26 protein-coding genes are annotated in these 25,344 nt (G+C 48.3%); 9 read left to right on the top strand and 17 right to left on the bottom strand.

Annotated features, from left to right (window positions below):
- Positions 1-38 precede the first annotated feature (38 nt).
- The 4 genes from EOE67_RS00475 to EOE67_RS00490 all read right to left on the bottom strand — a co-directional run bounded on the left by EOE67_RS00475 (position 39) and on the right by EOE67_RS00490 (position 5,791).
- Positions 39-878: an HDOD domain-containing protein gene (locus EOE67_RS00475; RefSeq protein WP_127697106.1), complete on the bottom strand. Its 840-nt coding sequence runs from the start codon at positions 876-878 to the stop codon at positions 39-41.
- A gap of 16 nt (positions 879-894) precedes the next feature.
- Positions 895-1,326: an HIT domain-containing protein gene (locus tag EOE67_RS00480; RefSeq protein ID WP_127697107.1), complete on the bottom strand. Its 432-nt coding sequence runs from the start codon at positions 1,324-1,326 to the stop codon at positions 895-897.
- The gene (locus EOE67_RS00485) at positions 1,323-3,965 is read right to left on the bottom strand and encodes an ATP-binding protein (protein WP_240652653.1); all 2,643 of its coding nucleotides are present in this window, start codon (positions 3,963-3,965) and stop codon (positions 1,323-1,325) included. Before EOE67_RS00485 ends, EOE67_RS00480 begins: the two co-directional genes overlap by 4 nt.
- A gap of 269 nt (positions 3,966-4,234) precedes the next feature.
- Entirely contained in the window at positions 4,235-5,791 is a 1,557-nt protein-coding gene (locus tag EOE67_RS00490) for a M17 family metallopeptidase (protein WP_240652654.1), read from the bottom strand.
- Between the two features lie 260 nt (positions 5,792-6,051).
- Between EOE67_RS00490 and EOE67_RS00495 the strand changes: the two genes are divergently transcribed.
- Entirely contained in the window at positions 6,052-6,681 is a 630-nt protein-coding gene (locus tag EOE67_RS00495; protein ID WP_127697109.1) for an outer membrane beta-barrel protein, read from the top strand.
- A 48-nt stretch (positions 6,682-6,729) separates the two neighbouring features.
- Here the strand turns inward: EOE67_RS00495 and nqrM are convergent, their stop codons facing one another.
- From nqrM to EOE67_RS00545, 10 genes are all read right to left on the bottom strand, one after another.
- Positions 6,730-6,942 (bottom strand): (Na+)-NQR maturation NqrM, encoded by a 213-nt coding sequence (nqrM, locus tag EOE67_RS00500; protein WP_068068113.1) that lies wholly within the window; start codon positions 6,940-6,942, stop codon positions 6,730-6,732.
- A 137-nt stretch (positions 6,943-7,079) separates the two neighbouring features.
- Positions 7,080-8,312, bottom strand: a complete 1,233-nt coding sequence (nqrF, locus tag EOE67_RS00505) for an NADH:ubiquinone reductase (Na(+)-transporting) subunit F (protein WP_127697110.1) — start codon at positions 8,310-8,312, stop codon at positions 7,080-7,082.
- A gap of 25 nt (positions 8,313-8,337) precedes the next feature.
- Positions 8,338-8,946, bottom strand: coding sequence for an NADH:ubiquinone reductase (Na(+)-transporting) subunit E (nqrE, locus tag EOE67_RS00510; RefSeq protein WP_127697111.1), 609 nt, complete (start codon positions 8,944-8,946; stop codon positions 8,338-8,340).
- 11 nt (positions 8,947-8,957) lie between these two features.
- The gene (locus tag EOE67_RS00515; protein ID WP_127697112.1) at positions 8,958-9,587 is read right to left on the bottom strand and encodes an NADH:ubiquinone reductase (Na(+)-transporting) subunit D; all 630 of its coding nucleotides are present in this window, start codon (positions 9,585-9,587) and stop codon (positions 8,958-8,960) included.
- Entirely contained in the window at positions 9,580-10,368 is a 789-nt protein-coding gene (locus EOE67_RS00520; RefSeq protein WP_127697113.1) for a Na(+)-translocating NADH-quinone reductase subunit C, read from the bottom strand. Before EOE67_RS00520 ends, EOE67_RS00515 begins: the two co-directional genes overlap by 8 nt.
- Positions 10,361-11,566, bottom strand: a complete 1,206-nt coding sequence (locus EOE67_RS00525) for an NADH:ubiquinone reductase (Na(+)-transporting) subunit B (RefSeq protein ID WP_127697114.1) — start codon at positions 11,564-11,566, stop codon at positions 10,361-10,363. Before EOE67_RS00525 ends, EOE67_RS00520 begins: the two co-directional genes overlap by 8 nt.
- A gap of 1 nt (position 11,567) precedes the next feature.
- Positions 11,568-12,908: a Na(+)-translocating NADH-quinone reductase subunit A gene (locus EOE67_RS00530; RefSeq protein ID WP_127697115.1), complete on the bottom strand. Its 1,341-nt coding sequence runs from the start codon at positions 12,906-12,908 to the stop codon at positions 11,568-11,570.
- 403 nt (positions 12,909-13,311) lie between these two features.
- Positions 13,312-14,502, bottom strand: coding sequence for an enoyl-ACP reductase FabV (gene fabV / locus EOE67_RS00535; protein ID WP_127697116.1), 1,191 nt, complete (start codon positions 14,500-14,502; stop codon positions 13,312-13,314).
- A 133-nt stretch (positions 14,503-14,635) separates the two neighbouring features.
- Positions 14,636-14,968: a BolA family protein gene (locus tag EOE67_RS00540; RefSeq protein WP_127697117.1), complete on the bottom strand. Its 333-nt coding sequence runs from the start codon at positions 14,966-14,968 to the stop codon at positions 14,636-14,638.
- Positions 14,969-15,091: 123 nt separating this feature from the next.
- Entirely contained in the window at positions 15,092-15,724 is a 633-nt protein-coding gene (locus EOE67_RS00545) for an alpha-ketoglutarate-dependent dioxygenase AlkB family protein (RefSeq protein ID WP_127697118.1), read from the bottom strand.
- 33 nt (positions 15,725-15,757) lie between these two features.
- Here EOE67_RS00545 and EOE67_RS00550 point away from each other — a divergent pair, with 33 nt between their 5' ends.
- The 5 genes from EOE67_RS00550 (at position 15,758) to EOE67_RS00570 (ending at position 19,984) form a co-directional block, all read left to right on the top strand.
- Entirely contained in the window at positions 15,758-16,900 is a 1,143-nt protein-coding gene (locus EOE67_RS00550) for a methyltransferase (RefSeq protein ID WP_127697119.1), read from the top strand.
- A 2-nt stretch (positions 16,901-16,902) separates the two neighbouring features.
- Positions 16,903-17,457: a YajG family lipoprotein gene (locus tag EOE67_RS00555; protein WP_127697120.1), complete on the top strand. Its 555-nt coding sequence runs from the start codon at positions 16,903-16,905 to the stop codon at positions 17,455-17,457.
- A gap of 3 nt (positions 17,458-17,460) precedes the next feature.
- Positions 17,461-18,045, top strand: a complete 585-nt coding sequence (locus EOE67_RS00560) for a peptidylprolyl isomerase (protein WP_127697121.1) — start codon at positions 17,461-17,463, stop codon at positions 18,043-18,045.
- Between the two features lie 151 nt (positions 18,046-18,196).
- Positions 18,197-18,517, top strand: coding sequence for a hypothetical protein (locus EOE67_RS00565; RefSeq protein ID WP_127697122.1), 321 nt, complete (start codon positions 18,197-18,199; stop codon positions 18,515-18,517).
- Positions 18,518-18,628: 111 nt separating this feature from the next.
- On the top strand, positions 18,629-19,984 hold the full coding sequence (locus EOE67_RS00570) for an AmpG family muropeptide MFS transporter (protein ID WP_127697123.1): 1,356 nt from the start codon (positions 18,629-18,631) through the stop codon (positions 19,982-19,984).
- A gap of 157 nt (positions 19,985-20,141) precedes the next feature.
- Here the strand turns inward: EOE67_RS00570 and EOE67_RS20935 are convergent, their stop codons facing one another.
- From EOE67_RS20935 to EOE67_RS00585, 3 genes are all read right to left on the bottom strand, one after another.
- Positions 20,142-20,387: a helix-turn-helix domain-containing protein gene (locus tag EOE67_RS20935; RefSeq protein WP_068067251.1), complete on the bottom strand. Its 246-nt coding sequence runs from the start codon at positions 20,385-20,387 to the stop codon at positions 20,142-20,144.
- 419 nt (positions 20,388-20,806) lie between these two features.
- Positions 20,807-21,148, bottom strand: a complete 342-nt coding sequence (gene erpA / locus EOE67_RS00580; RefSeq protein WP_127697124.1) for an iron-sulfur cluster insertion protein ErpA — start codon at positions 21,146-21,148, stop codon at positions 20,807-20,809.
- A gap of 101 nt (positions 21,149-21,249) precedes the next feature.
- Positions 21,250-21,984 (bottom strand): DUF6776 family protein, encoded by a 735-nt coding sequence (locus EOE67_RS00585; protein ID WP_127697125.1) that lies wholly within the window; start codon positions 21,982-21,984, stop codon positions 21,250-21,252.
- A gap of 57 nt (positions 21,985-22,041) precedes the next feature.
- On the opposite strand from EOE67_RS00585, the gene EOE67_RS00590 reads away from it, so the two are divergent.
- The 3 genes from EOE67_RS00590 to EOE67_RS00600 all read left to right on the top strand — a co-directional run bounded on the left by EOE67_RS00590 (position 22,042) and on the right by EOE67_RS00600 (position 25,294).
- Positions 22,042-23,748: a chloride channel protein gene (locus tag EOE67_RS00590; protein WP_127697126.1), complete on the top strand. Its 1,707-nt coding sequence runs from the start codon at positions 22,042-22,044 to the stop codon at positions 23,746-23,748.
- 12 nt (positions 23,749-23,760) lie between these two features.
- Positions 23,761-24,192: a CopD family protein gene (locus tag EOE67_RS00595; RefSeq protein WP_127697127.1), complete on the top strand. Its 432-nt coding sequence runs from the start codon at positions 23,761-23,763 to the stop codon at positions 24,190-24,192.
- Positions 24,193-24,286: 94 nt separating this feature from the next.
- Positions 24,287-25,294, top strand: coding sequence for an aspartate carbamoyltransferase (locus tag EOE67_RS00600; RefSeq protein WP_127697128.1), 1,008 nt, complete (start codon positions 24,287-24,289; stop codon positions 25,292-25,294).
- The last annotated feature ends 50 nt before the right edge of the window (positions 25,295-25,344 follow it).

Raw genomic sequence — 25,344 nt, forward strand, 5'->3', positions numbered from 1 at the left:
CGGATTTTCGAATCAAAGCTTAGCATCAAACCTTTGCATCAAACAAACAGGGCTTTTGCTTCGTTATAAGCCAACGCAATGACAGGCTCCTGCATAAATGCGCTGGTACTGATTAACCCGACCTGCACATAAGCATCCAGTAATTTATCCTGCTCCCGCCGATCCCGATAATAATTGGCTGCAATCAGCCCCAGCCGGATAAAGTCGGCATAGCTGACATGTCCTTCGAATTCAGTCAGTTGCCAGCGATGCACCACATCAATAAAGGTGTCTGAAAACTCCCAGCTGCGTAAAATCGCTTCGCCAATCGGCGATGAAAACTCATCAATCGCCCGCAATAAAAATGTTTCTTCACCAAAAACTTGCGGGTGTTTTTCCGCCTCAGCCAAAATCGGCAATACCCCAATCCGGTGAATAAGCGCCGCCAGCGTCAGGGTATCCAGATTCAGATTGTCGTGTTTATGCTTGGGTAAATATGCTTGCAGACAGGCCATGGCTACACAGGTGACATGCACAGTATCACGCCACAATTCAGCCATTTTGGCGGCGATTTCCGGTGTATGGCTGACAAACAGCTGCTCCAGCGCCATGGCGGTTGCAATATTTTTCACCTGACTCAAACCGATCCGGGTCACCGCCTGATTCACGGTCGACACCTTAATACTGCGTCCGATAAAAGCACTGTTGGCAATTTTGATCATCCGCGCCGCCAACGCCGGATCCAACGAAATCACTTCAGCCATCGCATGCAGATTGATATCCGGATCATCGGCGGCCTGGCGTACCCGGACAGCGATTTCCGGCAAGGTGGGCAGCACCAACATATTGGTGGCCAGTTTTGCCATTAACAGGGTAACTAATGCATTTTCGGCTGACATAACCCATCCTGTCCCATTAAAACAAAGCCCAGCGTCGGCATTCAGTGTGCAATTCAGTTTCGCTGTAAGAGACGGCGGGCACTTTCCCCCACACCGGTGCTGGCCAGGCCGCATCCGTGGTGAAACGGCCGATATGATGGAGGTGTAACTGCGGAACCATATTGCCAAGCGCAGCAATATTCAACTTATCCGGGGCATAACATTGTTGCAATAACCGGCTGAGCTTTTGGCTTTCCCGCCACAATAACTGTTGGTCATCATCAGTTAAATCAATGATTTCACGCACATCAGACCTTCTTGGCACCAGAATAAACCAAGGGTAATTTTTATCGTTAATCAGCCGTAACTGACACAAAGGCCAGTCACTGATCCATACCGAATCTTTCGCCAGCTGCGGATGTAGCTCAAATTCGCGGCTTACCGAAGCTGCTGCAGATGTTACCGTCATGCCATCCCCTTATCTGTGATCTGCGACACTGGTTGCCTGCTGCTCAGATGCTGCTGCATCCGGCCTAAAATCAGCTGACATGCCATCAAATCGGTACTTCGGGCCGACATCTCAAGTTCAGCAGCCAGCTGAGTGATCTCCGGAAAGCCCATACTACCGGCACAACCTTTCAGGCTATGCGCTTCATATTGTAGTTTGGCGAGATCTGCAACTTGCTGATAATGTTGCAGTTCACTAATCAATGACGGCAATTTTTCGGCAAAGTCGCGTTTTAACGCAATAATGGTCGGATCTTGTTCTAATCGCAGGGCCAACTCTTCTTCCATCGAGCGTTCCTTGTGAGTGTACTGTTTGATCATGGCGTAAAAGTCCTTTTGCACTATGGGTTTCGCCAGCAAGTCCTGACAACCGGCTAACAAATATCGTTGATGATCTTCACGCATCACATTGGCAGTTAAGGCAATTATAGGCACATCAATACCTGCGTGCCGGATTAATAAGGTCGCTTCTTCCCCCCCCATTTCCGGCATCTGCATATCCATAAACACCAAATCAAATTCAGTGACCAGCAGTTGCTCAACCGCCTGATGACCATTGGCGACCATCACATAATCGACATTCATTTTATTCAGCAATACCGACACCAACAGCTGATTATCGGTGTTGTCCTCTGCCACCAGAATTTTTAATTTACTGGTCTGGAAATTATCCGGCGCAGGCTGCACAGTCGCGGCCTGATGTTCATAAGAATCCACCAGACTTACATGTTGGTTTTCACAATTCATCATAATCTCAAAACAACTACCAATGCCTTTTACACTTTCAACCCGGATATCGCCCTGCATTTGTTGCATCAGCTTTTTCGAAATGACCAATCCAAGCCCGGTTCCGCCAAAATTACGGGTCACCGTAGCATCGGCCTGCACAAAGGGCTGGAACAACTTATTCAGCTCGTCAACGGACATGCCAATGCCGGTATCTTTAATTTTGATGATCAGCTGCTCGTCGCCGGTCAGGTAACTGACATGGATCACCACTTTGCCGCGCTGAGTAAACTTCAAGGCATTGCTGGTCAAATTTAACAACACCTGCCGAAACCGCAGTTCATCGGTCTGTAAAAATTGGGGCAGCGGATAATTCAGTTCCAGCACGCAATTCAGATGCTTCGCTTGCGCCTGACTGCTGGTTTGCTGGTAGATATCGTCAATCATCTGCAGGAAATTAAACGACTGGCTGGATAGCTCCAGTTTTTCGGCTTCAATTTTTGACAGATCTAGAATGTCGTTGATTAAATTCAGTAAATGATCGCCACTACGCAGTACCCGTTGTAAATAATCCGCCAGTTTTTCACGTTCGGTTTCAATCAGCGCTTGTTCGCTAAAGCCAATAATTGCAGTCAGCGGTGTGCGGATTTCATGGCTCATATTCGCCAGAAACACACTTTTCAGCCGGTTTGCCTGCTCGGCGGTTTCCCGTGCCTGAATTAACTCCTGGTTCGCTGCCGCCAGATTGCTGTTGGCTTGTGCCAGATCCTGCGTTCGCTGCAATACCTTGTCTTCCAGTAATTGTTTATAAGCACGCTCCCGATCCCGGTACACCCGCAACTGGCGCACCATCACATTAAAAGCGGCAAACATATCGCCCAGTTCATCCTGCTTTTTGACCACCAGTAACGAGCTTAAATCACCACGGCCAACGGCGGTCTTTGCTTCGGTCAGTACTTTAATCGGCTCAAAAATATAACGAACCAGCACCCAATAGCACAGCAGAGGCAAACCAAGCGCAAAGATTAAACTGCTGCCAAACAAGAATAACGGCAACAAATCCATGCCTTCAAGTAACTCGGATTCATCGACGGCGCTCACCAGCATAAAATCACCGGGTAGTGCCGCAGCCAGCACCAGCATTGGTTTTCCTAGCAGCACCACAGATTTCAACCGTTCGGCGGCCACCGTTTGCTGAATTTGCCGGAAATTGGTGGGTGCAAAGGCACTCCCTACCAAATTGGCTTTGTCAGCGTAAGCAATATTGCCGCTGCCGCTCACCACCAAGGTTTCATGGTGTTCCAGTAGCTTGTCCTGCACCACGGAGTCAAGCTCCCGCATATCGACAGTGGCGACCAGGTAACCCCATAACCGGTTGATATCGGAACTATTTTTAGCCGGTTGATAAACCTTTTGTGCGACGATGACTTTCAGGTCATTTAAATCAGTTTCCCTGGAAATAAAAATTCCGCTGTCATCGACCATACTTTGCAACGACGAGAAATATTCACTCCGAAATTTGTTGACCGCAATATCGGGCAAAGCATTAGCCGGCGCTGATGCAACCAGCTCACCGTTCAGTTTCAGCAATTTAACTTGTTGCACATCATCGTGCTGCTGTTGGTATTGCAAGAGCAGTGGCTGTACGGCGATAGCTGCAGGTGCTGATTCAGCGACAAATTGCTGCAACGTCGTTTGTTTCGCCAGCGTGATTAATGCCTGCTGCTGATAATTAAAGAAGTGTTCGAGTTTTTGCTGGTGGTGACCAAGATGGCGGGCAACTTTGATATAAGCCTGGTGACTGAAAGTGCTACTGCTGTAGTAATAAGACAGGTAGCCGAACAAGACAGTGGGCAGCACTAACAACGGAAACATATAAATAACCAGAGTTTCGCGTAGTCTCATTCGTCTGTTGAACCCAAATCCGTCTGAATCATCATGCTATCCAGCATACCGAGCAAAGGCAGAGGTCACAACCTGTTTGGCGGCTAATATTCGCCGAGTTGGGTAAATAGTCGCTGCGACAGCGCTCGCTGTCGCAGCAGATCAGCGCTTTTTAACCGAAGATCGGGTAAACAGCGCCCTAAACACCAACCAACGCTGGCCATCCTCACTTTTTCGGATGACCGGTTGAGACCTACAGGTCACGATGAAAGATAAGTCGCCACCAGCGCCGTCACCGGCGCGGCCGAAGGTTTACCATGTTGCCAGTCGCCGCCATCGACGCCACTACCGGCAATATCGATGTGCACATAAGGTAATGCTGATTTTGCAACAGCCGACGCCTGATCCAAACCCGCTGCGACCACCAGAAACGCCATCGGGAACTGATGACCGCGGGCAGTAACGGATGAAGGCGCATTGTTACAGCTCAGCACATCGTCGGCACAGCTGCGTGGTTTAATAAAACTGAAATCTTCGCGGCGACTCCGTGATACTTCGCTTGGATCACCCCAAATATCTCCCTGCCGCGCCAATGTCGCCGACAAGCCGAGTTGTAAAGCAGCACCATTTTCCACCAAAGCAGTGTAAGGACCCACAGCTCTGGCGGCGTGACCGGTTAAGGTTGCAACTGAAAACAAAGTGGGATTCACCGCATCCGCGGCATCCTGTTTCAGGTGAGACATCAAATCAGCCAGCACCAGACGTCCTTCGGCATCGGTATTGCCAATCCGGACACGCACGCCAGCATGGCTTTTAATAATTTCATCAGGCACAAACGCATCGGATCCGATGCTGTTCCGAACGGCACCGATTTCGGCAATGACTTTTAAACCGGCTGGTTTTAGCAAGGCGACAGTTTTTAAAAAGCCAGCAACGGCTGCTGCCCCGCCTTTGTCGCGGCTCATCCCGGCCATGCCGCCATTGATTTTGACATCGGCGCCGCCCGTATCGTACACCAAGCCTTTTCCAGCGAACAATAACGTTTGGGTGACTTCACCTTCCGGCACATATTCGAGGCGGATCACCGCCGGCTTGTGCCGTTCTACATGCAATGAACTACGGGCGACCGCCATCATTAATGGGTATTGCTGCTGCAAGGTGTCGACGTCTGTTTGTACCTGTACCGACACCGCGGAATCGGTAAAAGCCTCCACACAATAATCGGCAAAGCGTCGCGGGGTCATCCGTTCCGGTTCGGTGCCACATAAGTCACGTGCTAGTCGCTTGCCAGCTTCAATCGCCGTGAGCCTGATAGCAAGCTGTTCGTCAACGCCGACCAGACCAAGTTGTTGCACTGGTTCCACCACGGCTTCACCCAGCGCTTCACGACCTTCCAGCGGTTGCCATAATGCTTGTGCCATTGCCAGATACACGACTTCTGCCGCCTTGGAAAAAGCAGCGCCCTCTGCATGTTGCACCCATACCAAAGGCCTTACCGCGCCTGAATTTTTGGCCAGAACGATCGCTTGTTTTGCGATGTCGGCAAAACTACGCACGTCGTCATAGTCGCGCCCTAATGACCCGACCGGTGCAACGATACAGCGATGACCCGGAACCAGTGTTGTGTGTAACAAAACCGCTTCTTTACCAACTCGCTGATCAATAGCAGCAATCTGATTGACCTGTTGTTGCAGGTTATTGTCAGGAATTTCGGTTACTTGCGTACAAATCAAAATAAGCGCATCAAATTGTGGATCGGTCAAAGCCGAACTCAGGTCTGATACTGTGATACAAAGAGGTAAGGCCATTGTTTTCATTATCCTTCTTTTGAGATTGGCAGCATTATCGGGCAGTAGCTTTGCCAGCACAAGCTAACCGGAATGAATGCAAAAATAGTCCGCTGTCAGCGGTGGGCTACAGCCAGCACACGGACATCAATCTACTTTTTGTGGTGGCAAAAAACCAATCAAACCATTCATTTACCATTAAGTTGCATTTTAGCATCTTTAATTCCTATGTTAGGATCCGCCCTAAACGTACCAACAGCAAACCCATCTCTGAAAAAGGAATTTAGTTTATGCAAAGACATACGTCAGCAGCCCTGTTACTACTTTGTGCTACAACAACCGGCAATGCCATGGCTGATATGTACCTGACAGTGGGTGGCTACTACAGTAAAGTTGAAAAACCTGTGGACCGCAGCGGGAATGGTGGTCAAATCGGCTTTGGCTATACACTGACCGAACAATGGAGCCTGGAGGTTGGGTATGACCAGTTGATAGACCAATCGCCGAAATGGCCTCATTTTGGTGGCAACAACACTGTAGTATTCGAATCTGGCGTCAAAAATGCTGGTTTAGCACTGAGTGTATTGGGGAAAACCGCTTTAGATGATGACAGCACTTTGTTTTATCGGGTCGGCGCGATCAACAATAAATCTGAATCCTGGGTGTTTCATCATGGAAATAAAACATGCGCCGCCTCTGAATCACCAACACACACCAGTATTGTTAGCGTCAATCAAGTTATCGTTGGTACCATTGGGGGTTGTGCATCATCAAATACCAATATTGGTCTGCTTTATGGCTTAGGAGTAGATCATCAATTTAACCAACAATGGTTTAGCCGGTTCGAGGTCGTGGGACTCTCTGATCCAGATGCTGAATCGCTTTATGCCATCAAGTTGGCTGTGGGTTATCGGTTTTAGTTGAAAAGGCGCATGTTGTCAGGGGCAGCATGCGCTTTTGCGACATCTTCAAATAATTTTATTTTCCTGCCACTCTTTTTCTTTACGCAGCCGCTCCTGACGTTTTTCGCAAGGATTGTCACAATCACAGGCTTTTTCGATCCCTAAGGCACCTAAACCGCCACAGCTACCGGCAATTGTTTTACGTTGCACCATATAACCGATGGCCATCGCAGCGAAAACTATCAGCATCAGAATAAATGTCAGTACAAAAATTTCCATCGTAACCTCAGTCAGAATCGCGGCATTGCTGGCCCGCAGTCAACACCTAGCTTCAAGTGCGCGCATTATAACAATCTTCTTGCGCGCTAAAAAGCACAAAGCCAACCCGGAGGTTGGCTTTGCTTGTAACTCAGTGATTAACCACCGAAATCATCCAACAGGATGTTGTCATCTTCTACGCCTAAGTCTTTCAGCATATTGATGACCGCTTTGTTCATCATCGGTGGACCACACATGTAGAATTCACAATCTTCCGGAGCCTTGTGGTTCTTCAGGTAGTTTTCGAAAATGACGTTGTGGATAAAGCCGGTGTAGCCAGTCCAATTGTCTTCCGGTTGTGGATCAGACAATGCGACGTGCCACTTAAAGTTTTCGTTTTCCGCTTGCAGCATATCGAAATCTTCAACATAGAACATTTCACGCTTGGAACGGGCACCGTACCAGAAGGTGATTTTGCGCTGTGATTTTAACCGGCGCAGCTGGTCAAAAATGTGCGAACGCATTGGCGCCATACCAGCACCACCACCGATAAAGACCATTTCGTTGTCGGAATCTTTGGCGAAGAACTCACCAAATGGACCCGAAATCGTTACTTTATCGCCAGCCTTCAGGCTCCAGATAAACGAAGACATTTTACCGCAAGGCAGCGTCAGGTTATTTGGCGGTGGTGTTGCGATCCGCACGTTTAACATGATGATACCTTCTTCTTCCGGATAGTTCGCCATCGAATAAGCACGGATGGTTTCTTCGTCGACTTTAGATTCTAAAGTGAAGAACTTGAAGCGTTCCCAGTCACCACGATATTCAGCAGGGATATCAAAATCTGCATATTTAATATGGTGTGCCGGGGCTTCGATCTGAATATAACCACCAGCGCGGAATGGCACTGATTCACCATCAGGAATTTGCAGCTTCAGCTCTTTAATGAAGGTTGCTTTGTTATCGTTAGAAATAACCGAACAAGCCCATTTTTTGATGCCGAAGATTTCAGCTTCAACTTCAATTTGCATATCCGTTTTGACGCTGACCTGGCACGCCAGACGACAACCTTCGCGACGCTCGCCTTTGGTCAGATGACCAAATTCGACGGGCAGAACATCACCGCCACCTGAATGAACGTGCACACGACACTGGCCACAAGAGCCACCGCCACCGCAAGCAGACGATAAGAAAATACCTTTATCTGCCAACACGCTTAATAGTTTGCCACCAGCACCGGTTTTAATCGACTTCGTTGGATCACCATTGATACCAATGATAATTTCACCGGAAGATACCAGTTTCGCTTTAGCCGCCAAAATCATGACGACTAATGCAACAACCAGTAAGGTGAACATACCAACACCAAGATAAATCTCAGTATATTGCATTGTGTTTTCCTTCTACTGCTGATGATTACAGGGACACGCCTGAGAAGGACAAGAAGCCCAGACTCATCAGACCAACCATGATAAAACGTGAGCCTAAACCGCGCAAAGCCACAGGCACGTCAGCATATTTCAGTTTTTCACTGACAGCTGCCATCACTGTGATTGCCAGAGTCCAGCCAATACCACCACCTAAACCGAACACGGCACTTTCGGCCAGGGTGTAATCACGTTCAACCATAAACGCCACACCGCCGAAAATTGCACAGTTCACTGTGATCAACGGTAAAAAGATACCTAAGGCGTTGTACAGCGAAGGCACGTATTTATCGAGGAACATTTCCAGGACCTGCACTAAACCAGCGATAACGCCGATGTAAGCGATAAACCCTAAGAAACTCAGGTCGGTATCCGGAAAGCCCAACCAATCCAAAGCACCAGGCGCCAAAAACTGCTTAAACACGATGTTGTTCAGCGGCACTGACAAAGCCAATACCACGGTTACCGCAACACCTAAACTGAAAGCAGTTTTGATTTGCTTGGAAATTGCAATAAAAGTACACATACCGAGGAAAAACGATAACGCTAAGTTATCGATAAACACGGCACGGACAAACAAACTTAAATAATGTTCCATGTCATGGCTCCTTAGTGCTTCTCTTGCTGTTCCGGACGCCAGGTCCGTAACAACCAAATCAATAAACCGATAATGAAGAATGCACTTGGTGGCATCAACAACAGACCGTTCGGCAGATACCAACCACCAGCACTCACCAGCGGCAGAATTTCTACGCCAAGCAGCGTGCCTGAACCCAGTAATTCACGGAATACGGCGACAATAACCAACAGCACGGTGTAACCCAAACCGTTACCGATACCATCCAGGAATGACATCAGGGGTGGGCTCTTCATCGCATAAGCTTCAGCACGTCCCATCACGATACAGTTGGTAATAATCAGACCCACAAATACCGACAGCTCTTTTGCCACGTTATAGGCATAAGCTTTCAGGATTTGGTCAACGACAATAACCAATGACGCAATGATGGTCATCTGCACAATAATCCGCACACTTGATGGAATGTGATTGCGAATCATCGAGATAAACATACTGGAGAACGCGGTAACCAAAGTCAGCGCCACCCCCATAACCAAGGCTTTATCCAGCTTGGTCGTTACAGCCAACGCCGAACAAATACCCAGAACTTGCAATGCAATCGGGTTGTTCGCGAATACAGGTCCGAAGACAAGGGCTTTCATTTCTTTTGCATTAGCCATTGTTTAATGCTCCTTGACGAACTTTAGTCAGGAATGGCGCAAAGCCTTTTGCACCAGACCAGAATGCGAAGGTGTTTTGCACGCCGTTGCTGGTAATAGTTGCACCAGACAAACCATCGACCTGGTGGGCAGATGTCGCATCAGCATTACCAGGCTTCAGGATTTTAATTGCCGGATTGCCAGCATCATCCATCAGCTTTTTGCCAACAAACTGTGCCACCCATTTCGGGTTCTGAATTTCTGCACCTAAACCTGGCGTTTCACCATGTTCATAGTAATTCAGACCTTTGATCGTATTGCCGTCTTTATCCAGCGCCAGAAAACCATGCATGGTTGACCACAAGCCATAACCGTGCACCGGTAACACCAGCGAAGTGACGTTCTTTGAAGCAACACCTTCAGCATAGGCCAGATAAACCGGCGCAATTTTCGCTCTGGTTTTGATTTTCGCCTGGTCATCTTTCTCATCAAGAGAAATACTGCCAGCCGGGTCTTTCATCATTTTGCGGTAATCGTAAGTCAATGGATCCTGGTCAACAAACTCACCAGTGTCTAAATCGACTAAACGGATTTGCACATGTTTTTCAAACTGCGCTTTGACGTCAGCGCCGTCTAACATACCAACTGCAGCCAGAATATTTTTTTGTGCATCAAGCAGTTTGTTTTCGTTCTGCATTGGCCGTAAACCGACCGCTGCTGTGGATACAAAAATCGCACAGATCAGGCACAGACCAATAACGACAAAAAACGTTTTGCCGATACTTTCATTATTACTAGACATTGCGTGCCAGCCTCCGCTTGATATTGCTTTGCGCTACCATAAAATCAAATAATGGCGCGAACAGATTAGCGAACAAGATCGCCAACATCATCCCTTCAGGATATGCCGGGTTCACCACACGGATCATCACGACCATAAAACCAATCAGAATACCGTATGCCCACTTGCCACCGTCGGTGAAAGAAGCAGATACCGGATCTGTTGCCATAAAGAACAAACCAATGGCAAAACCGCCCAACACCACATGCCAATACCATGGCATCGCGAACATCGCATTGGTATCAGAGCCAATCAGATTAAACATGGTAGAAAACACAATAGTACCGATCAACACACCAGACACAATGCGCCATGAAGCGATCCGCAGATAAATCAGCGCTAAACCACCAATCATCAGTGCGAGTGTTGAGGTTTCACCGATTGAACCTGGAATAAAGCCATAAAAAGCATCCCACCATTGCGGGTTGATAGACCAGTCAGACACTTCACCGTTGGCAGCTTTGGATAACCAGGTCGCACCGGCATAACCGTCAGCTACGGTCCACACTTTGTCACCGGAAATTTGTGCCGGATAAGCAAAGAACAAGAAGGCCCGACCGGCTAAGGCTGGGTTTAAGAAGTTACGACCTGTACCACCAAATACTTCTTTGGCGATGACGATACCAAAACTAATACCAAGTGCAGCTTGCCATAACGGAATTGTCGCCGGCAGGATCAGGGCAAATAAAATAGACGAAACGAAAAAGCCTTCGTTGATTTCATGTTTCCGGACCGATGCAAACAGTACTTCCCAGAAACCACCAACCGCAAAAACCACGGCATAAATCGGCAGGAACCAACAAGCACCATAGAGCATTTTGCTGCCCCAACCGGATTCAGTCGTAAGCTCACCACCAAGCAGATGGAACAACGCCACTTGCCAGGTATCAGGTACTGTCACAGTTGCTGACAACACCTGTGCGGCCTGATGACCAATGTTAAACATGCCAAAAAACATCGCAGGGAATAACATCAACCAGACAAAAATCATAATTCGTTTCAAGTCGATACTGTCACGAACATGCGTTGCTGACTTGGTCACTTTACCTGGCGTGTATAAAATAGTGGCAACAGCTTCGTACAAAGCGTACCACTTTTCATGTTTGCCGCCTTTTTCAAATTGCGGCTCAATTTTTTCTAAATAATGCTTTAAACTCATCTTAGCCTTCCTTCTGGATGGTCGTCAGACAGTCACGCAATGCCACGCCGTAGTCATATTTACCTGGGCAGACAAAGGTACATAACGCCAAATCTTCTTCATCCAGTTCCAAACAACCCAGCGAAATAGCACCATCGGAATCACCCACTAACAAATCACGCAACAACAGCGTTGGTAAAATGTCCAGTGGCATCACCCGCTCATAGTTGCCGATTGGCACCATAGCGCGATCAGAACCGTTGGTGGACGTGGTCATGTTGAACAGACGTTTTGGGCTTAAATGCGATAAATAAGCACGGGTCACCGAGAACTTGGTTGCGCCAGGAGAAATCCAGCCCAGGAACTCTTTCTCGTAACCTTCTTCCAGCACAGATAACTGCGAATGGAAACGTCCGAGGTATGCGTGCACACCGGTCGCGATTTTACCTGACAACACTGATCCTGAAATAATACGCTGTTGACCTTCGTTCAGCTCACCGGCTGTCAGCTCTTCAACCGAAGCGCCAAGCACAGTTTTAATTAAACGTGGGTTTTTAACGACAGGACCGGCCAGCGAAATAACGCGGCTGGTGTCCAGCTCGCCCGTAGCAAACAGTTTGCCGATGGCAATCACATCCTGATAATTGATGTGCCAGACAATTTTGCTAAGAGAAACCGGATCTAAGAAATGAATATGGGTACCAGGTAAACCTGCCGGATGAGGACCAGCAAATTCTTCAACCTGAACCTGTGCCGGCGCAGAAACTTGCAAAGCAGGCGCTTTACACAAGTAAACTTTGGCATCAGTTAACCGGGACAGTACCGTCAGACCAAGCTGCAACGAATTGCCAGCTGCCGCGATCACTACCGCAGGATCTGCCGCCAGCGGATTGGTATCCATCGCGGTGACAAAAATTGCTCTTGGTGTGCTGTCAATGGCCGGGACTTGGCTAAATGGACGGGTACGAAACGCAGTCCACAAACCAGAATCTAACAGTTGCTGTTTAACGACGGCACGGTCTAATGTCGCCAGTTGTTCTGCCCCAAAGGCAGTAAACTGGACGGCGTCATTGCTGCCATCGGCCTCAATCACCACAGACTGTAACACCCGCTTGGCACCACGGTTGATGAGTTTAACAGTACCCGCGACCGACGCCGTAAACTTAACGCCAGGATTTTTTTTGTCTTCAAAAAGACCCTGACCTTTTTTTACTTTATCGCCAACTTCAACCAGCATTGTTGGACGCATACCGACATACTCTTCACCCAGTACCGCGACTGATTTCACCGCAGGGCCGTCATGAATCACTTGTTTAGGACTGCCCAAAAGGGGAATGTCCAAGCCTTTTTTGATTTTAATCATACGTACTTGCACTACTTTAACGGGAAGAAACAGGGCCTGGTTTTTCAGCTGCACACCTGGCAGCGCACCCGGCAATTCGTGGCGGAACGACCACCTGAATTCACCGGATACACGTACATAGCGGCGGATTTTAGCATTAAACCCACAGGCCAGCTATGATAAATAACAAAATTCTGTCGCTGACGAAGTGACTGAAGCCAAGTGTAGCCAAGTTTGATTTGTTTGCTTATAAAACCACCAAATCGCTGCCAGTCACTGGTCATTTTCCGACAATTCATCGAAATTCACGGAGATTACTGTTATCTGTCGTCGTACTTTTGCCATGGGTTGCGTCCGGCAATCATGGCCTACCCCGCATCCATGCAGTTAAAACAAAGCCGCCTATGACGGCGGCTCATCTATCTTAAGCTAAATTAGCCAGGGTCACCATCGGTGAAACATCAGCATCATAGTTAACATGGCTGTAGCCAAAGCCAAATAGACGCAGGAATTCCTGATGATAACCTTTATAGTCTGTCAGCTCGTCGATATTGTCAGTCTGAACCTGCTCCCACATGGCGGCAACTTTCGCCTGAATGTGATCAGCCAGTTCTTTGCCATCCATCCGTAACCGGCCAGCATCGTCCAGTTGCCGTTGTGGGTTATAAAGCGCAGTCTGAAACAAGCCGTAAATCTGTTCGATACAACCTTCGTGCGTGCCTTCTTCTTTCATCACCCGGTATAACAATGAAATATACAGCGGCATAATCGGAATTGCCGAACTCGCCTGCGTAACCAGTGCTTTTAACGACGCAACATAAGCATGGCCATGCTGCGCCGATAATTTACCGGTAATAGCACTGGCGGCACGGTCCAAATCTTCTTTGGCGCGACCAATAGTCGCTTTACCATAAATTGGCCAGGTCAGCTCTTTACCGATATAAGTGTAAGCTACGGTCTGTACGTTTTCGGCCAGCACACCGGCGGCATGTAACTGATCCAACCAACGTTCCCAATCTTCTCCACCCATCACTTTAACAGTGTTGAAAATTTCGTCGTCGTTGGCCGGTTCCACTGAAACATCTTCAATTTCACGTTTGCTGGTATTGAGATTTTTTGCGGTGTAAGACTGACCAATTGGCTTTAACACTGAGCTGTAGATTTCGCCACTGACCGGATCTTTACGCCGTGGCGCTGCCAGGCTGTAAACCACCAGATCAATTTTACCCATCTCACTTTGAATAATATCAATGGCTTTAGATTTCATTTCATCCGTGAAAGCGTCACCATTCAGATGTTTGTTCCACAGACCTTCGGCTTCAGCAGCTGCTTCAAAAGCAGCGGTGTTATACCAGCCAGCAGAGCCGGTTTTGCCTTCGGTCGCTTCTTTTTCGAAGAAAATGCCTAAGGTTTTCGCACCTGAACCAAATGCCGCGGTAATGCGTGATGCTAAGCCATAGCCGGTAGATGCACCAATCACCAAAACGTTTTTCGGGCCGTTTGTGACAGCACCGTGTTTTTTTACATAAGAGATTTGTTCTTTGACATGCTCTGCACAGCCGACCGGGTGGGCATTGGTACAGATAAAACCACGGATTTTCGGTTGGATAACCATAAGAAAAGAACCTGTTGTTGGTTAAAATTGCCGTTAGTGTAAAACTTTAACACGACAAACAGGTCTGATCAGCTTTGAATTGCAGCGATCTGTCCGAAAATCCAAACCGCCGACAACATTATGCTCAACAACGTCAGGTAGATGCTTTTTCCCGTTTAGACCCGCCAAAACATTTTGGCGATGCCGGAGGTTTTTCGGCGTAGTACTCGTACCATTCGCCAGGGGTGTAGGTATGCAGTGCTAAAGCATGAATTTTTTCGGCAAGTTCGGTCGCCACAATAGCGTTAACGGCACGGTGGCGTTGTAACAACCGCATGCCATCAAACAGTGGGGTGACAATCACTACTTTGAAGTGAGATTCAGCCCCGGGTGCCACGCTGTGCATGTGGCTTTCATCGATCACGTCCAGGAACACGGGGTCGAAGGCTCGTAACAATTTCTGCTCTATCGAGGTATGGATCAACATAGCTGTCTGTTCCTTCTGTTCGTCTTCAGTCTCTACTCTAGATGCCACGATGGCGCTTGTCAGCAGTTCAATAGCTGCAAAAAAAGATATTTATTTTGACTTGCCAAAGCCAGTTAGACTGGTCTAAAGCGGCTTCTCTATATAACGAAAAGTTAAATTAAGTCTGGCTGAACTGGCCTGCGCTTGCTTGGGCACCCGGTGTAGCCAATATTGTTGACAAGGCCCCTGCATCAACAACAAATCGCCATCCTGTAGCGGTAAACTCAGTTGATATTGTTGATGTTTATGCTTCAAATCAAAACGCCGTGCTTGCCCGAGACTCAACGAAGCAATATCCGGGTTCAGCCCCAATTCGGGTTCATCATCACTGTGCCAGCCCATATGTTCACTGCCATTTTGATATAAATTCAACAACACACAATTAAACCGTTGGTTCAGTTGCTGATTCACCCAGGCCGTCAGCTTTTGCACCAGCGGATGCCAGGGTTCAGGCACAAAGGTAACGCCCGAATAGCGATAACTGCAATGCGCGTCTCCCATCCAGACTTGCTGCCTTGGAATACTGACAACATTACCAAACAACCGAAGCTCTGGCTGCTGCCACTGCAATTGCTGCTGTAACCTTTGCATCACCACGGCAGAGCGCTCTGCGTCCAACCAACGGGGCCACAACCATAGCTCTGCATCCGGCAACACAAATCGCTGACAGCCAACCGCTGACCGGCTTTGGTTGTCGCTATCACTCAGATCTGGCAAAATAGCCCCCTTTTCCCCGACTGCTGTGGACTTATGACCAACCAATGCCAACTTGCCGGCCAGACTTTCACACTTGATCGTTATCCGCCGGAGCAAAAAAACCGCAGTTTACAGGCCTGGGATTCAGCTGACGAGTTATTACTTAGTCATGCGTTACCGATATTGCAGCAAACTGCCACGTCCGTTTTATTATGCAACGATCAATTTGGCGCGCTGGCTTGCGCTTTAGCCGCGTATCAACCGGTACAATTAACCGATTCGTACATCAGCGAACTGGCAACCCGGCACAACTTTAACCAGAATCAGCTGGATTTATCGGTACTAACTCAACTCAACAGCTTAGCGCCGTTACCTGCCGCTGCCCTAGTGTTACTGAAACTGCCAAATAATCACAGCTACCTACGTTACCAGTTACGTCAGTTAAAACAGCAACTTGCGCCAAACAGCACTATCCTGGCCAGCGCCAAAGCAAAAGATATTACGCCAAATCTGTTGGCAATTTTCCAGCAGGAACTGGGACCAACCAGCGCCTCGTTGACGGTGAAAAAATGTCGGCTGATCACTGCGACTATTGATCCAGCGCTACCATCCCCCACCACGCCACAATTTCCGATACGCTGGAAAACCGAGGACGATCAGCAACTGTTGATTAATCACGCGAACGTGTTTTCACGGGAACAGCTGGATCAAGGCGCGCGTTTTTTATTGCAGCACATTCCGGTATGCGCGCCAGAGCAGCGGGTGATTGATTTAGGCTGTGGTAATGGCGTGTTGGGGCTTGCGATGTTAGAGCGCCAACCCCAGATCAACATGGTATTTGCCGATGAATCATATATGGCGGTAGATTCCGCCAGACTGACATTAGCCGCCAACAGACCCGATTTATTAGCGCAAGCCGAATTTTCGGTGGACGATTGCCTGAGCCAACAAGCGGCGGAATCGGCAGACTTTATTATCTGCAACCCGCCCTTTCATCAGCAAAATGCCATTACCGACCATATCGCATGGCAGATGTTTACCGATGCCAGGCGGGTATTAAAAAAACATGGCCGACTACGAATCGTCGCCAATCGTCATTTGGCCTACAGTGAAAAGCTCGCCCGGTTGTTCGGCGGTTGTATTCATGTCGCCAGTAATGCAAAATTTACTATCTTAGAAGCCATTAAAAGGAACTGAAAATGCGTCGTCTGATATTTGTCTCGTTATTGTCATTAGCTGCCTGTAGTAACCCGGTTCCATCTTTTATCGTGGCGCCACAGGTGTTCTGGACTCAATCCAACCAACTGAGTAACGTTGCGATCAGCATTAATGTGCAGGACAACCGTCCAACTGAAGGCACGTTAATTATGCGCGATGGCGACAAGGTCAACTCTTACCCAACCAGCAACAACCTGCCGCAACAGTTACAACAAGTGCTGACCGATGCGCTGACTCAACAAGGTGCGCAGGTATCTGCGGCAGAACCTGTAGTGGTGACAGTGCAAATTAACCAGCTTGAAGCCAACGCTGAACTGAAAACCGTTGAGCATGTGGTGAAAAACAATGTGGAACTGACGGTGTTGATTGAGCGTAATTCAGGTTCATTTAACAAAAGCTACAGCGGCAAAAGCAGTTTTTCTGGCCCGTTTAAGTTAGACACTGCAGTCGCCGAGCGCGAACTGCGGGTGCTGACTGAGCAGGTACTGGCTAATATCCTGCGCGACCCAAGCTGGCAGGATTTTCTGAGGAACTAAGCTATGCGTCAGTTGTTGTTTGTTTTGGCAGTGCTGATTAGTTTTGGCAGTGCCGCCAAAGGCGAATTTCTGCAGAAAGATAACTTGTTTCCGCGGGTGAAGTTTGAGACCAGCGAAGGCCATATTGTGGTGGAACTCGACCGTAGTAAAGCGGCGATTACCGTCAATAACTTTCTGACCTACGTCGACAAAAAACTGTATGACGGCACTTTGTTTCACCGGCTCGAGCCAGAATTTGTGCTGCAAGGCGGTGGTTATGATCGGGAATTAAAACCGGTTAAACAGTTTGCTGAAATTATCAATGAATCTGGCAACGGCCTGAAAAACCGGCTTTATACCATTTCGATGGCAAGAGAACTGGATCCGCATAGTGCAACTAGTCAGTTTTTCTTTAACCTCAACGATAATCCAAGCTTAGATCCAGGTCGCACCTGGGGTTATGCGGTGTTTGGCAATGTGGTCGAAGGCATGGAAGTGTTTGATAAAATTAAAGCAATCGAAACTCAGTTTAACGAAAAACTGGGATGGGATAATTTCCCGAAAAAACCCGTGGTCCTGATCCGGGTGATTTTACTGCCCGCCGTTTAAATCCGACTATACTTGCCCTAACAACCACCGGCTCGCACCCTTTTGGTGCCGGTGGTTGCATTCGCTTTTTAGCAACTGTTTTCGGCCGCAACCTGATTGCACCAAGGTCTGTCATTCATCAGGTGAGGCCAATATTGGCGGGGCATTTGCCATGTTAGATGTGTTTATCGAACAGAAGTCACAACAGCTCATTTACTATGTGTCGCGCTTTCTGCGCGGACAAATTCCGCATCGTGAATTACACCTGTTTATCTGGGATACCCTGGAAGAATGGGCGCAACTAAAAGTCAGTCACCACACCCCGGCAACTTTCCGAGAACAAGTGTTCTGGCATGTACTTTATCAACTGGAATATTGGTCTGAACAAGAATTACAACGTGATAAAATCCTGCGTAAACAGCTGCAAAACTGTTTAGGTTATTTACGCGGCAAAGTTTGTTTACCTTTAGATTGTGTTGGTATCCGCCCCTGAGTCCGACCGTTTTCCAGAATCCCTGAGTGAACCCCAGCTTTTACTTTCTTCAGTCTTTGCACTTTGTTAAGGTGCAGCTTCTTTGATTGATCTCGCCGGAGTATTTCTCTGATGTCCGAAGTTGTGGCCGCACCGGCCAGTTTTCGCCATGCCTTACAGCAATATTATGATCGCAGGTTGTTATTTATCTTTATTCTGGGGTGCTCTTCGGGGTTTCCCTGGGTATTGATTAGTTCAGGCATGAGTGGTTGGCTCAAAGATGCCAACTTATCTCGTGCTGCCATTGGTTATTTTGGTTCGGTCACCGCCGTTTACGCGCTGAATTTTTTATGGGCGCCATTGGTAGACCGAGTGCGATGGCCAGTGCTTTATCCGCGACTTGGGCAACGCCGGAGTTGGGTACTGACGATGCAGACACTGATTGTGCTGCTGACACTTGCTATTGCCTTTACCAATCCGGCACTAAGCCTGATCTGGATCTCATTACTGGCGTTCTTAATTGGCCTGTTTGCCGCAACCATGGACGTGGCAATCGACGGCTATCGCATTGATATTATTGGCCAGGAGCCCGCCAAACTGCCGGCTGCCGCCGCCATGGGTGTGGCCGGTTGGTGGACTGGTTATTCGCTGCCTGGTTATTTTGCTTTTCACTATGCCGATCTCATTGGCTGGCCAAAAGTATATCTGGGACTGGCCATCATGCTGGCGCTGTTGGCAGGCATTACCTTATTGATCAAAGAGCCGACCACCAACCGTGATCTGCTCCAGCAAAAAGCTGCCGAGCGTTACCAGCAATCGTTACAGCATCCGGTGATGTTGTGGCTGCTGGTCACCGTCATTGAACCTTTTGCCGAATTTTTTCGCCGCAACGGCCTGAAGTTGTCGCTTAGCCTGATCGTGTTTATTCTGATTTTTAAACTGGGCGAAGCTTTTCTCGGCCGGATGTCGATCCAGTTTTATCGAGAAGTTGGTTTTAGTAATGAGCAAATTGCAGAATATTCGAAACTAATTGGCTGGGGTGCGACGATGGTGTTTACCCTGCTCGGCAGTTTACTGAATGTGCGGTTTGGCGTGATTAAAGGCTTGATGCTGGGTGGTATTACCATGGCCGGCAGCAATCTGATGTTCGCCTGGATAGCGCAAGTCGGCCCGGATGAGAATTTGTTATTGTGGACCATTTTGCTGGATAATTTTACCACGGCGTTTTCGATCGTGGCTTTTGTAGCGTTTCTGACCAGCTTCACTGGGGTGGCGTTTTCGGCCAGCCAATATGCGTTGCTGGCATCGATTGGCAACTTTGCCCGCACCTCGATGGCGTCTTTTGGTGGTGCATTGGTCGATAAGCTCGATGGCAACTGGACGCTGTTCTTCCTGATCACCTCGCTGATGGTGATCCCGGCCTTGCTGCTGTTATTGCTGATCGTGCGGATGCTGAAACAGCGGCAGCAGGAACAAAGTGCAGAGTGAACGTCCAAACCTACATCAATTGTTAACAAAGTACTGTTCACAATTGTTTGTAAATCCAAACTCTGAAATCCTGAACCTCAGGAACACGAAACTCTGAAACAACAAAGCCGCATTGCTGCGGCTTTGTTGTTTTTGTTACTGAATAAACAGCTTACTGCTACTGCTGACTCAATACCTGTCTTAATCCGTCCGCTGGGTCTACTTCCAGTGCCTGACAATACCGGACAAATTCCACCACATCCAATCTACGTTCCTGGTTTTCTACTTTTCCTATGAAGGAATGTGGGGTGCCCAATACTTCAGATAAACTGCGCATGGTGTGGCCTTTATCCTGCCTTTGCCGCTTTAACCAAACACACAGTCTTTTGTTCTCGTCAGAGATGACGCTTTTAGTACCTTTCATAACGTTTTCTTCTCCCAGCGTTAAACGCCTTTTTTTATGTCAAACACTTCCTGCCAAATAAAAATCCAAACCTCATTGGTGTCCCAATAAGCAATAATAATCAGTTAATTAAACCATAGGATGCGACGAGCGTATAGTTACAGTCGTTAAAATTTGTACGCCAACTGCAAACACTTATATATCTTGCTGATAATTAACAATAAATTAGATGAACTCGATTGTGCGCTTTTTTAAGTGACAATAGCCGCCAACTAAAATGCGCTCAATTAATAATCAACGGTAAAGTTTATGTTATCAATTTTGCAGCATCTTAACTGAGAACCGAAGGTTGAGCTATGGCAGGAGTAACAATTGTGGAGAAAAAACACACAGAACAGACCAGTCAAATGACTGGCCTGGCGGAAAGGGGAACAGAGGAATTACACTGAAAAACTGGAACCGCAACCACAAGTCGTGGTGGCATTTGGATTCTGCACGATAAACCGGCTGCCTTGTAAACCATCGGTATAGTCAACAATGCCGCCCATCAGATATTGCAGGCTCATTGGATCAACCACCATGGTCACGCCGTTTTTATCAATAGTGAAATCGCCTTCATTGACCTTTTCATCAAAGGTGAACCCATACTGGAAACCTGAACAACCACCGCCTGTGACGTATACCCGCAGTTTTAAAGCCGGGTTTTCTTCGTCGGTGACCAATGTCAGCACTTTATTCGCAGCCGCATCCGTAAATTGGATCGGAACCTGAACTTCAGACATAGAATTACCTCAGCGGAAAAATGGATGCAAATTATCTAATAGTTGACTGTTTTATTCAAGTATTTCCCAGTCAACTGAGTTGCGGCCCTAAGCCCTACCCTTTAGATGGAATCAATGATTTCTGCGCTTTCCAGCCAGGGTAAACTCTGACTGACTTTCGCGGCTTTTTGGCCACGACTGGCTGGCACGCTCACCGTGACTTCGACCTGCTCTGCTATAAACGCTGAAGGCAATACAAATTCACCTTCAAAAATCTGAAAATGTTTAAAGCTAAACCGGCGATCGGCTTTACTAAACCCAGCAAGTTTTAACAAATCAACGCTGGTTTTTTTGCCGGCCTTTTTCCCAACCAGGGTTAAAGTGATCTGCCCTTTGGCGAAGTTTTTCTGTTTGTCCTGCTCTATCAACACCAAATTGAACTTATAGCGCCCGACTGCGTTACCCGGCGACAAGGTAAAACTATCAATAATCAAACTGTTGGCTTGCAAGTCCGGGGAGATGATTTTCTGGTAAAACGCCAGTTCTTTACGGGTTTCAAACAGCTTTTGCTGTTCTGCTTTTAAATCCTGCATTTGCAACTGACTGGTATGCCGCTCGACCGCGAGCTCAGCCGTCAGATAATCAACCTGTTTGCGCTGCTCGGCCAGCTGGGTTTCGGAAGCTTCCAGCGAGCTTTGCAGTTGCTGCAATTGCTGGGTTAGCCGTTGCTGTTGTTGATGCAACGACCAATTCCCGACAAAATGCCCGATAATTACACCGATAGCCAGTGCGGCCGTTGTCGACAATACAATGGTTCGATGCTGGTTGAACCATTGTTTACTCTGTTCAAGTTTCATCAGCACACTCAAAGTGTTATGTTAGAAAGTATTCCATCGTTCAGCCGGTACTCCAGCATGAAATCCTGGCGTTTATCGTTGCCACCGCTCAGGCGAAAATTAGCCTTTCCGGTGACATCTTTGCAGCTTTGCCTGCTGGGCCTGATTGGCGGCCTGATAGCTGCCATACTGATCATACTGTTCCGGTTAACCATCATCGGTATTCAATCGTTTTACCTGGCTCACAGCGACGACTTTACCACGTTACTGGCCGGTGAACGCGCGTTACTGCCCTTGATTGCCGCGGTTTTTATCAGCTTGCTCGGCCTACTCATTGGCCTGAAACACTATCGGCTTGGCATCCCGTTTGTGATCCACCGCATCAAACTCAAATACGGCATGATGCCGCTACCCAATACCATTCACCAGTTTTTTGGTGGCATTGCCGCCCTTGCCGCCGGATTTTCGGTAGGCCGGGAAGGTCCTTCGGTGCATTTGGGCGCCTTTGGTGCCAGCAGTCTTGGCAGTTATCTGCGATTACCTTACAACAGCATCAGAATTCTGGCCGGTTGTGGCATCGCAGCAGGCATTTCCGCTTCATTTAACACGCCACTGGCCGCGGTTATTTTTGTGATGGAAGTGGTACTGCGCGAATATCGCATTCACGTGTTTGTGCCTATTATGCTGGCGTCAATGATTGGTGCCGTCGCTACCCGCACCGTTTTTGGTGCCGACAATGAACTGAGCAGTATCGGGATGATTAGCCTGAGCAACTGGCACCTGCCTTATCTCGCACTCTGTGGCGTAGCAATGGGGGTCGTTGCAACCTTTTTCAACAAAAGCCTGATGCGCACCATGCGTACTTTTAAAACCTGGCATCTGGGTTTTCGGCTGTTATTGGCGGCAGCAATCACCGCCGCCATCGGTTATTTAGTGCCACAAGCACTGGGCGCTGAAACCGGCGCCATTCATTATGCGGTGACGGTTCCCGACGAACTGCTGCTGTTATTTATGATCTTTCTGGCAAAAATTGTGCTGACAGTTGCCGCATTGGGCTTGGGGATCCCGGGTGGTATTGTCGGGCCGGTATTTGGCATTGGCATTGTGATGGGCACCTTGCTGGCTTTTGTGCCTTCAATATTCTTAGGCGATCACAGTGTCGCCGGCAGTTATGCAGTGTTGGGGATGGCGGGGATGATGGCGGCTACATTGCACGCGCCGCTCGCAGCACTGGTGGCGGTAACCGAGCTGGCGGCGAACCCGGAGCTGGTGGTTCCGGCCATGCTGGTGATCACCACGTCGTATGTGACCGCAGTGCAGTTTTTCCAGACCAAATCGATTTTCCTGCAACAGCTTGATTTTATGCAGTTACCCTATAAATTATCGCCGGCCGATGATGTGCTGCAAAAAGTGGGCGTGCTCGCGATGTTGCAGCAAGACTATCAAATTTTGGAAAATCCAACGGACGCGCAAATCATTCAGGCACTGGATGCTTTGACACCGCAGCAGCAATTGTTGATTAAACGCAGTTATGCTGTTGATCAGCATTACGAATTAGCTGTGTATGATTTAACCATGTCAATGAGCGACCAAAGCATGCTGAAATTTATCCCGGTGGCATCGGTCAGCCATCAGGCGACCATGGCGGAAGTCTTTGCCGAACTTGGTGAACAACGGGAAGGCGCGGTGCTGATTTACGATGATGAACAGGCCGATCAACCGCTGGGGCTGGTGAGCTGGGAGCAGGTGCGCACCTTGTTGATGCGACAGAATAATTTACTTTAAGCGGAATTTTTAATGACGTTATTACTTGTTTATAAAGCCTTACATATCGGATTTATGGTGGCCTGGTTTGCCGGTATTTTTTATCTGCCACGGTTGTTTGTCTATCACGCGGGCAATACCTCAAGTGACGTTGATGCTGTGTTTAAAATCATGGAACGACGTCTGCTTTACTTTGTAACACCTTTTGCCATTCTGACGCTGATTTTTGGTCTGTTACTCATCCATGGCTACGGCGGTGCCTGGTTTAAGGCAAGTCATTGGCTGCACTATAAATTAGTGCTGGTCTTGTTCCTTTATGCCTACCACGGCTATTGTTTTAAATTACTGGCTGATTTTAAGCACAACCGCAATCAGAAAAGCCCGCGGTTTTTCCGGATCTTTAATGAATTACCAGTGTTGGTGATGTTTGCGATTATTCTGTTGGCGGTACTGAAACCGGCTTGATCTGGTTCGTGTTTAGCAGCTGACTTTGCTATACTGCGCGCCAGTTCAGCGGCCCCGCGCCGCTTTCTGTCACTTCCGGTAAAAGGCATCCAGCATGAGCTTCAAAGGCGAACACATCCTCTCGGTTAAACAATTCGATCGCGACAGTATCCGGCAGATTTTCGAAATTGCCCACAGCATGGAGCCATATGCCTACCGCAAAAAGCGCACCACTGTGCTTGAAGGCGCCATCCTCGGTAATTTATTCTTTGAACCCAGCACCCGGACCCGCGTCAGCTTTGGTTGTGCTTTTAATTTGCTCGGCGGCGAAGTTCGCGAAACCACCGGTATGCAATCCTCGGCTTTGTCCAAAGGTGAATCGTTATTTGATACCGCGCGCGTTATCAGCAGCTACAGCGATGTGATTGCGATGCGTCACCCGCAAGCCGGTTCAGTGGCTGAATTTGCCGAAGGCAGCCGCGTACCGGTTCTTAACGGTGGTGATGGTGCCAACGAACACCCGACCCAGGCACTGCTCGATTTATTCACCATTGAACGTGAACTGGCGGCTTCACAGCAAAGCATCGATGGTATGCACATTGCGATGATTGGCGATTTAAAATTTGGCCGTACCGTGCACTCGTTATCCAAGCTGCTGGCTTTGCATAACAACATCAAATTCACGCTGATTGCGCCGAACGAACTGGCGATGCCGGATGAGATTATCTCAACCATTGAAAATGCCGGCCATCAGGTGACCGTGACCGATCAGCTGGCTGGCAATATCAACGCCGATATTGTGTACCAGACCCGCATCCAGGAAGAACGTTTTCCATCGCAGGAAGAAGCCAATAAATATCGTGGTAAGTTCCGGTTAAACCAGCAGATTTACACCCAGCACTGCAAATCAAATACCGTCATTATGCACCCGCTGCCACGGGATTCACGCCAGGAAGCAAACGAGCTCGATAACGATTTAAACCTGAACCCGAACCTGGCGATTTTCCGCCAGGCCGACAACGGTGTATTGGTGCGGATGGCATTATTTGCGTTGACGCTGGGCGTTGAGAACCTGGTCAGCAAGTACGAAAAAGACGTGCCGTGGTTTTCCAATAAAGGTTAATGCCTGCTAGTTGCCGCTTGCGCAAAGCGGTAACTTCCCAAATTTTGTAA

Origin of the sequence: Rheinheimera riviphila (genome assembly GCF_004005945.1) — a bacterium.
Taxonomy (GTDB): domain Bacteria; phylum Pseudomonadota; class Gammaproteobacteria; order Enterobacterales; family Alteromonadaceae; genus Pararheinheimera; species Pararheinheimera riviphila.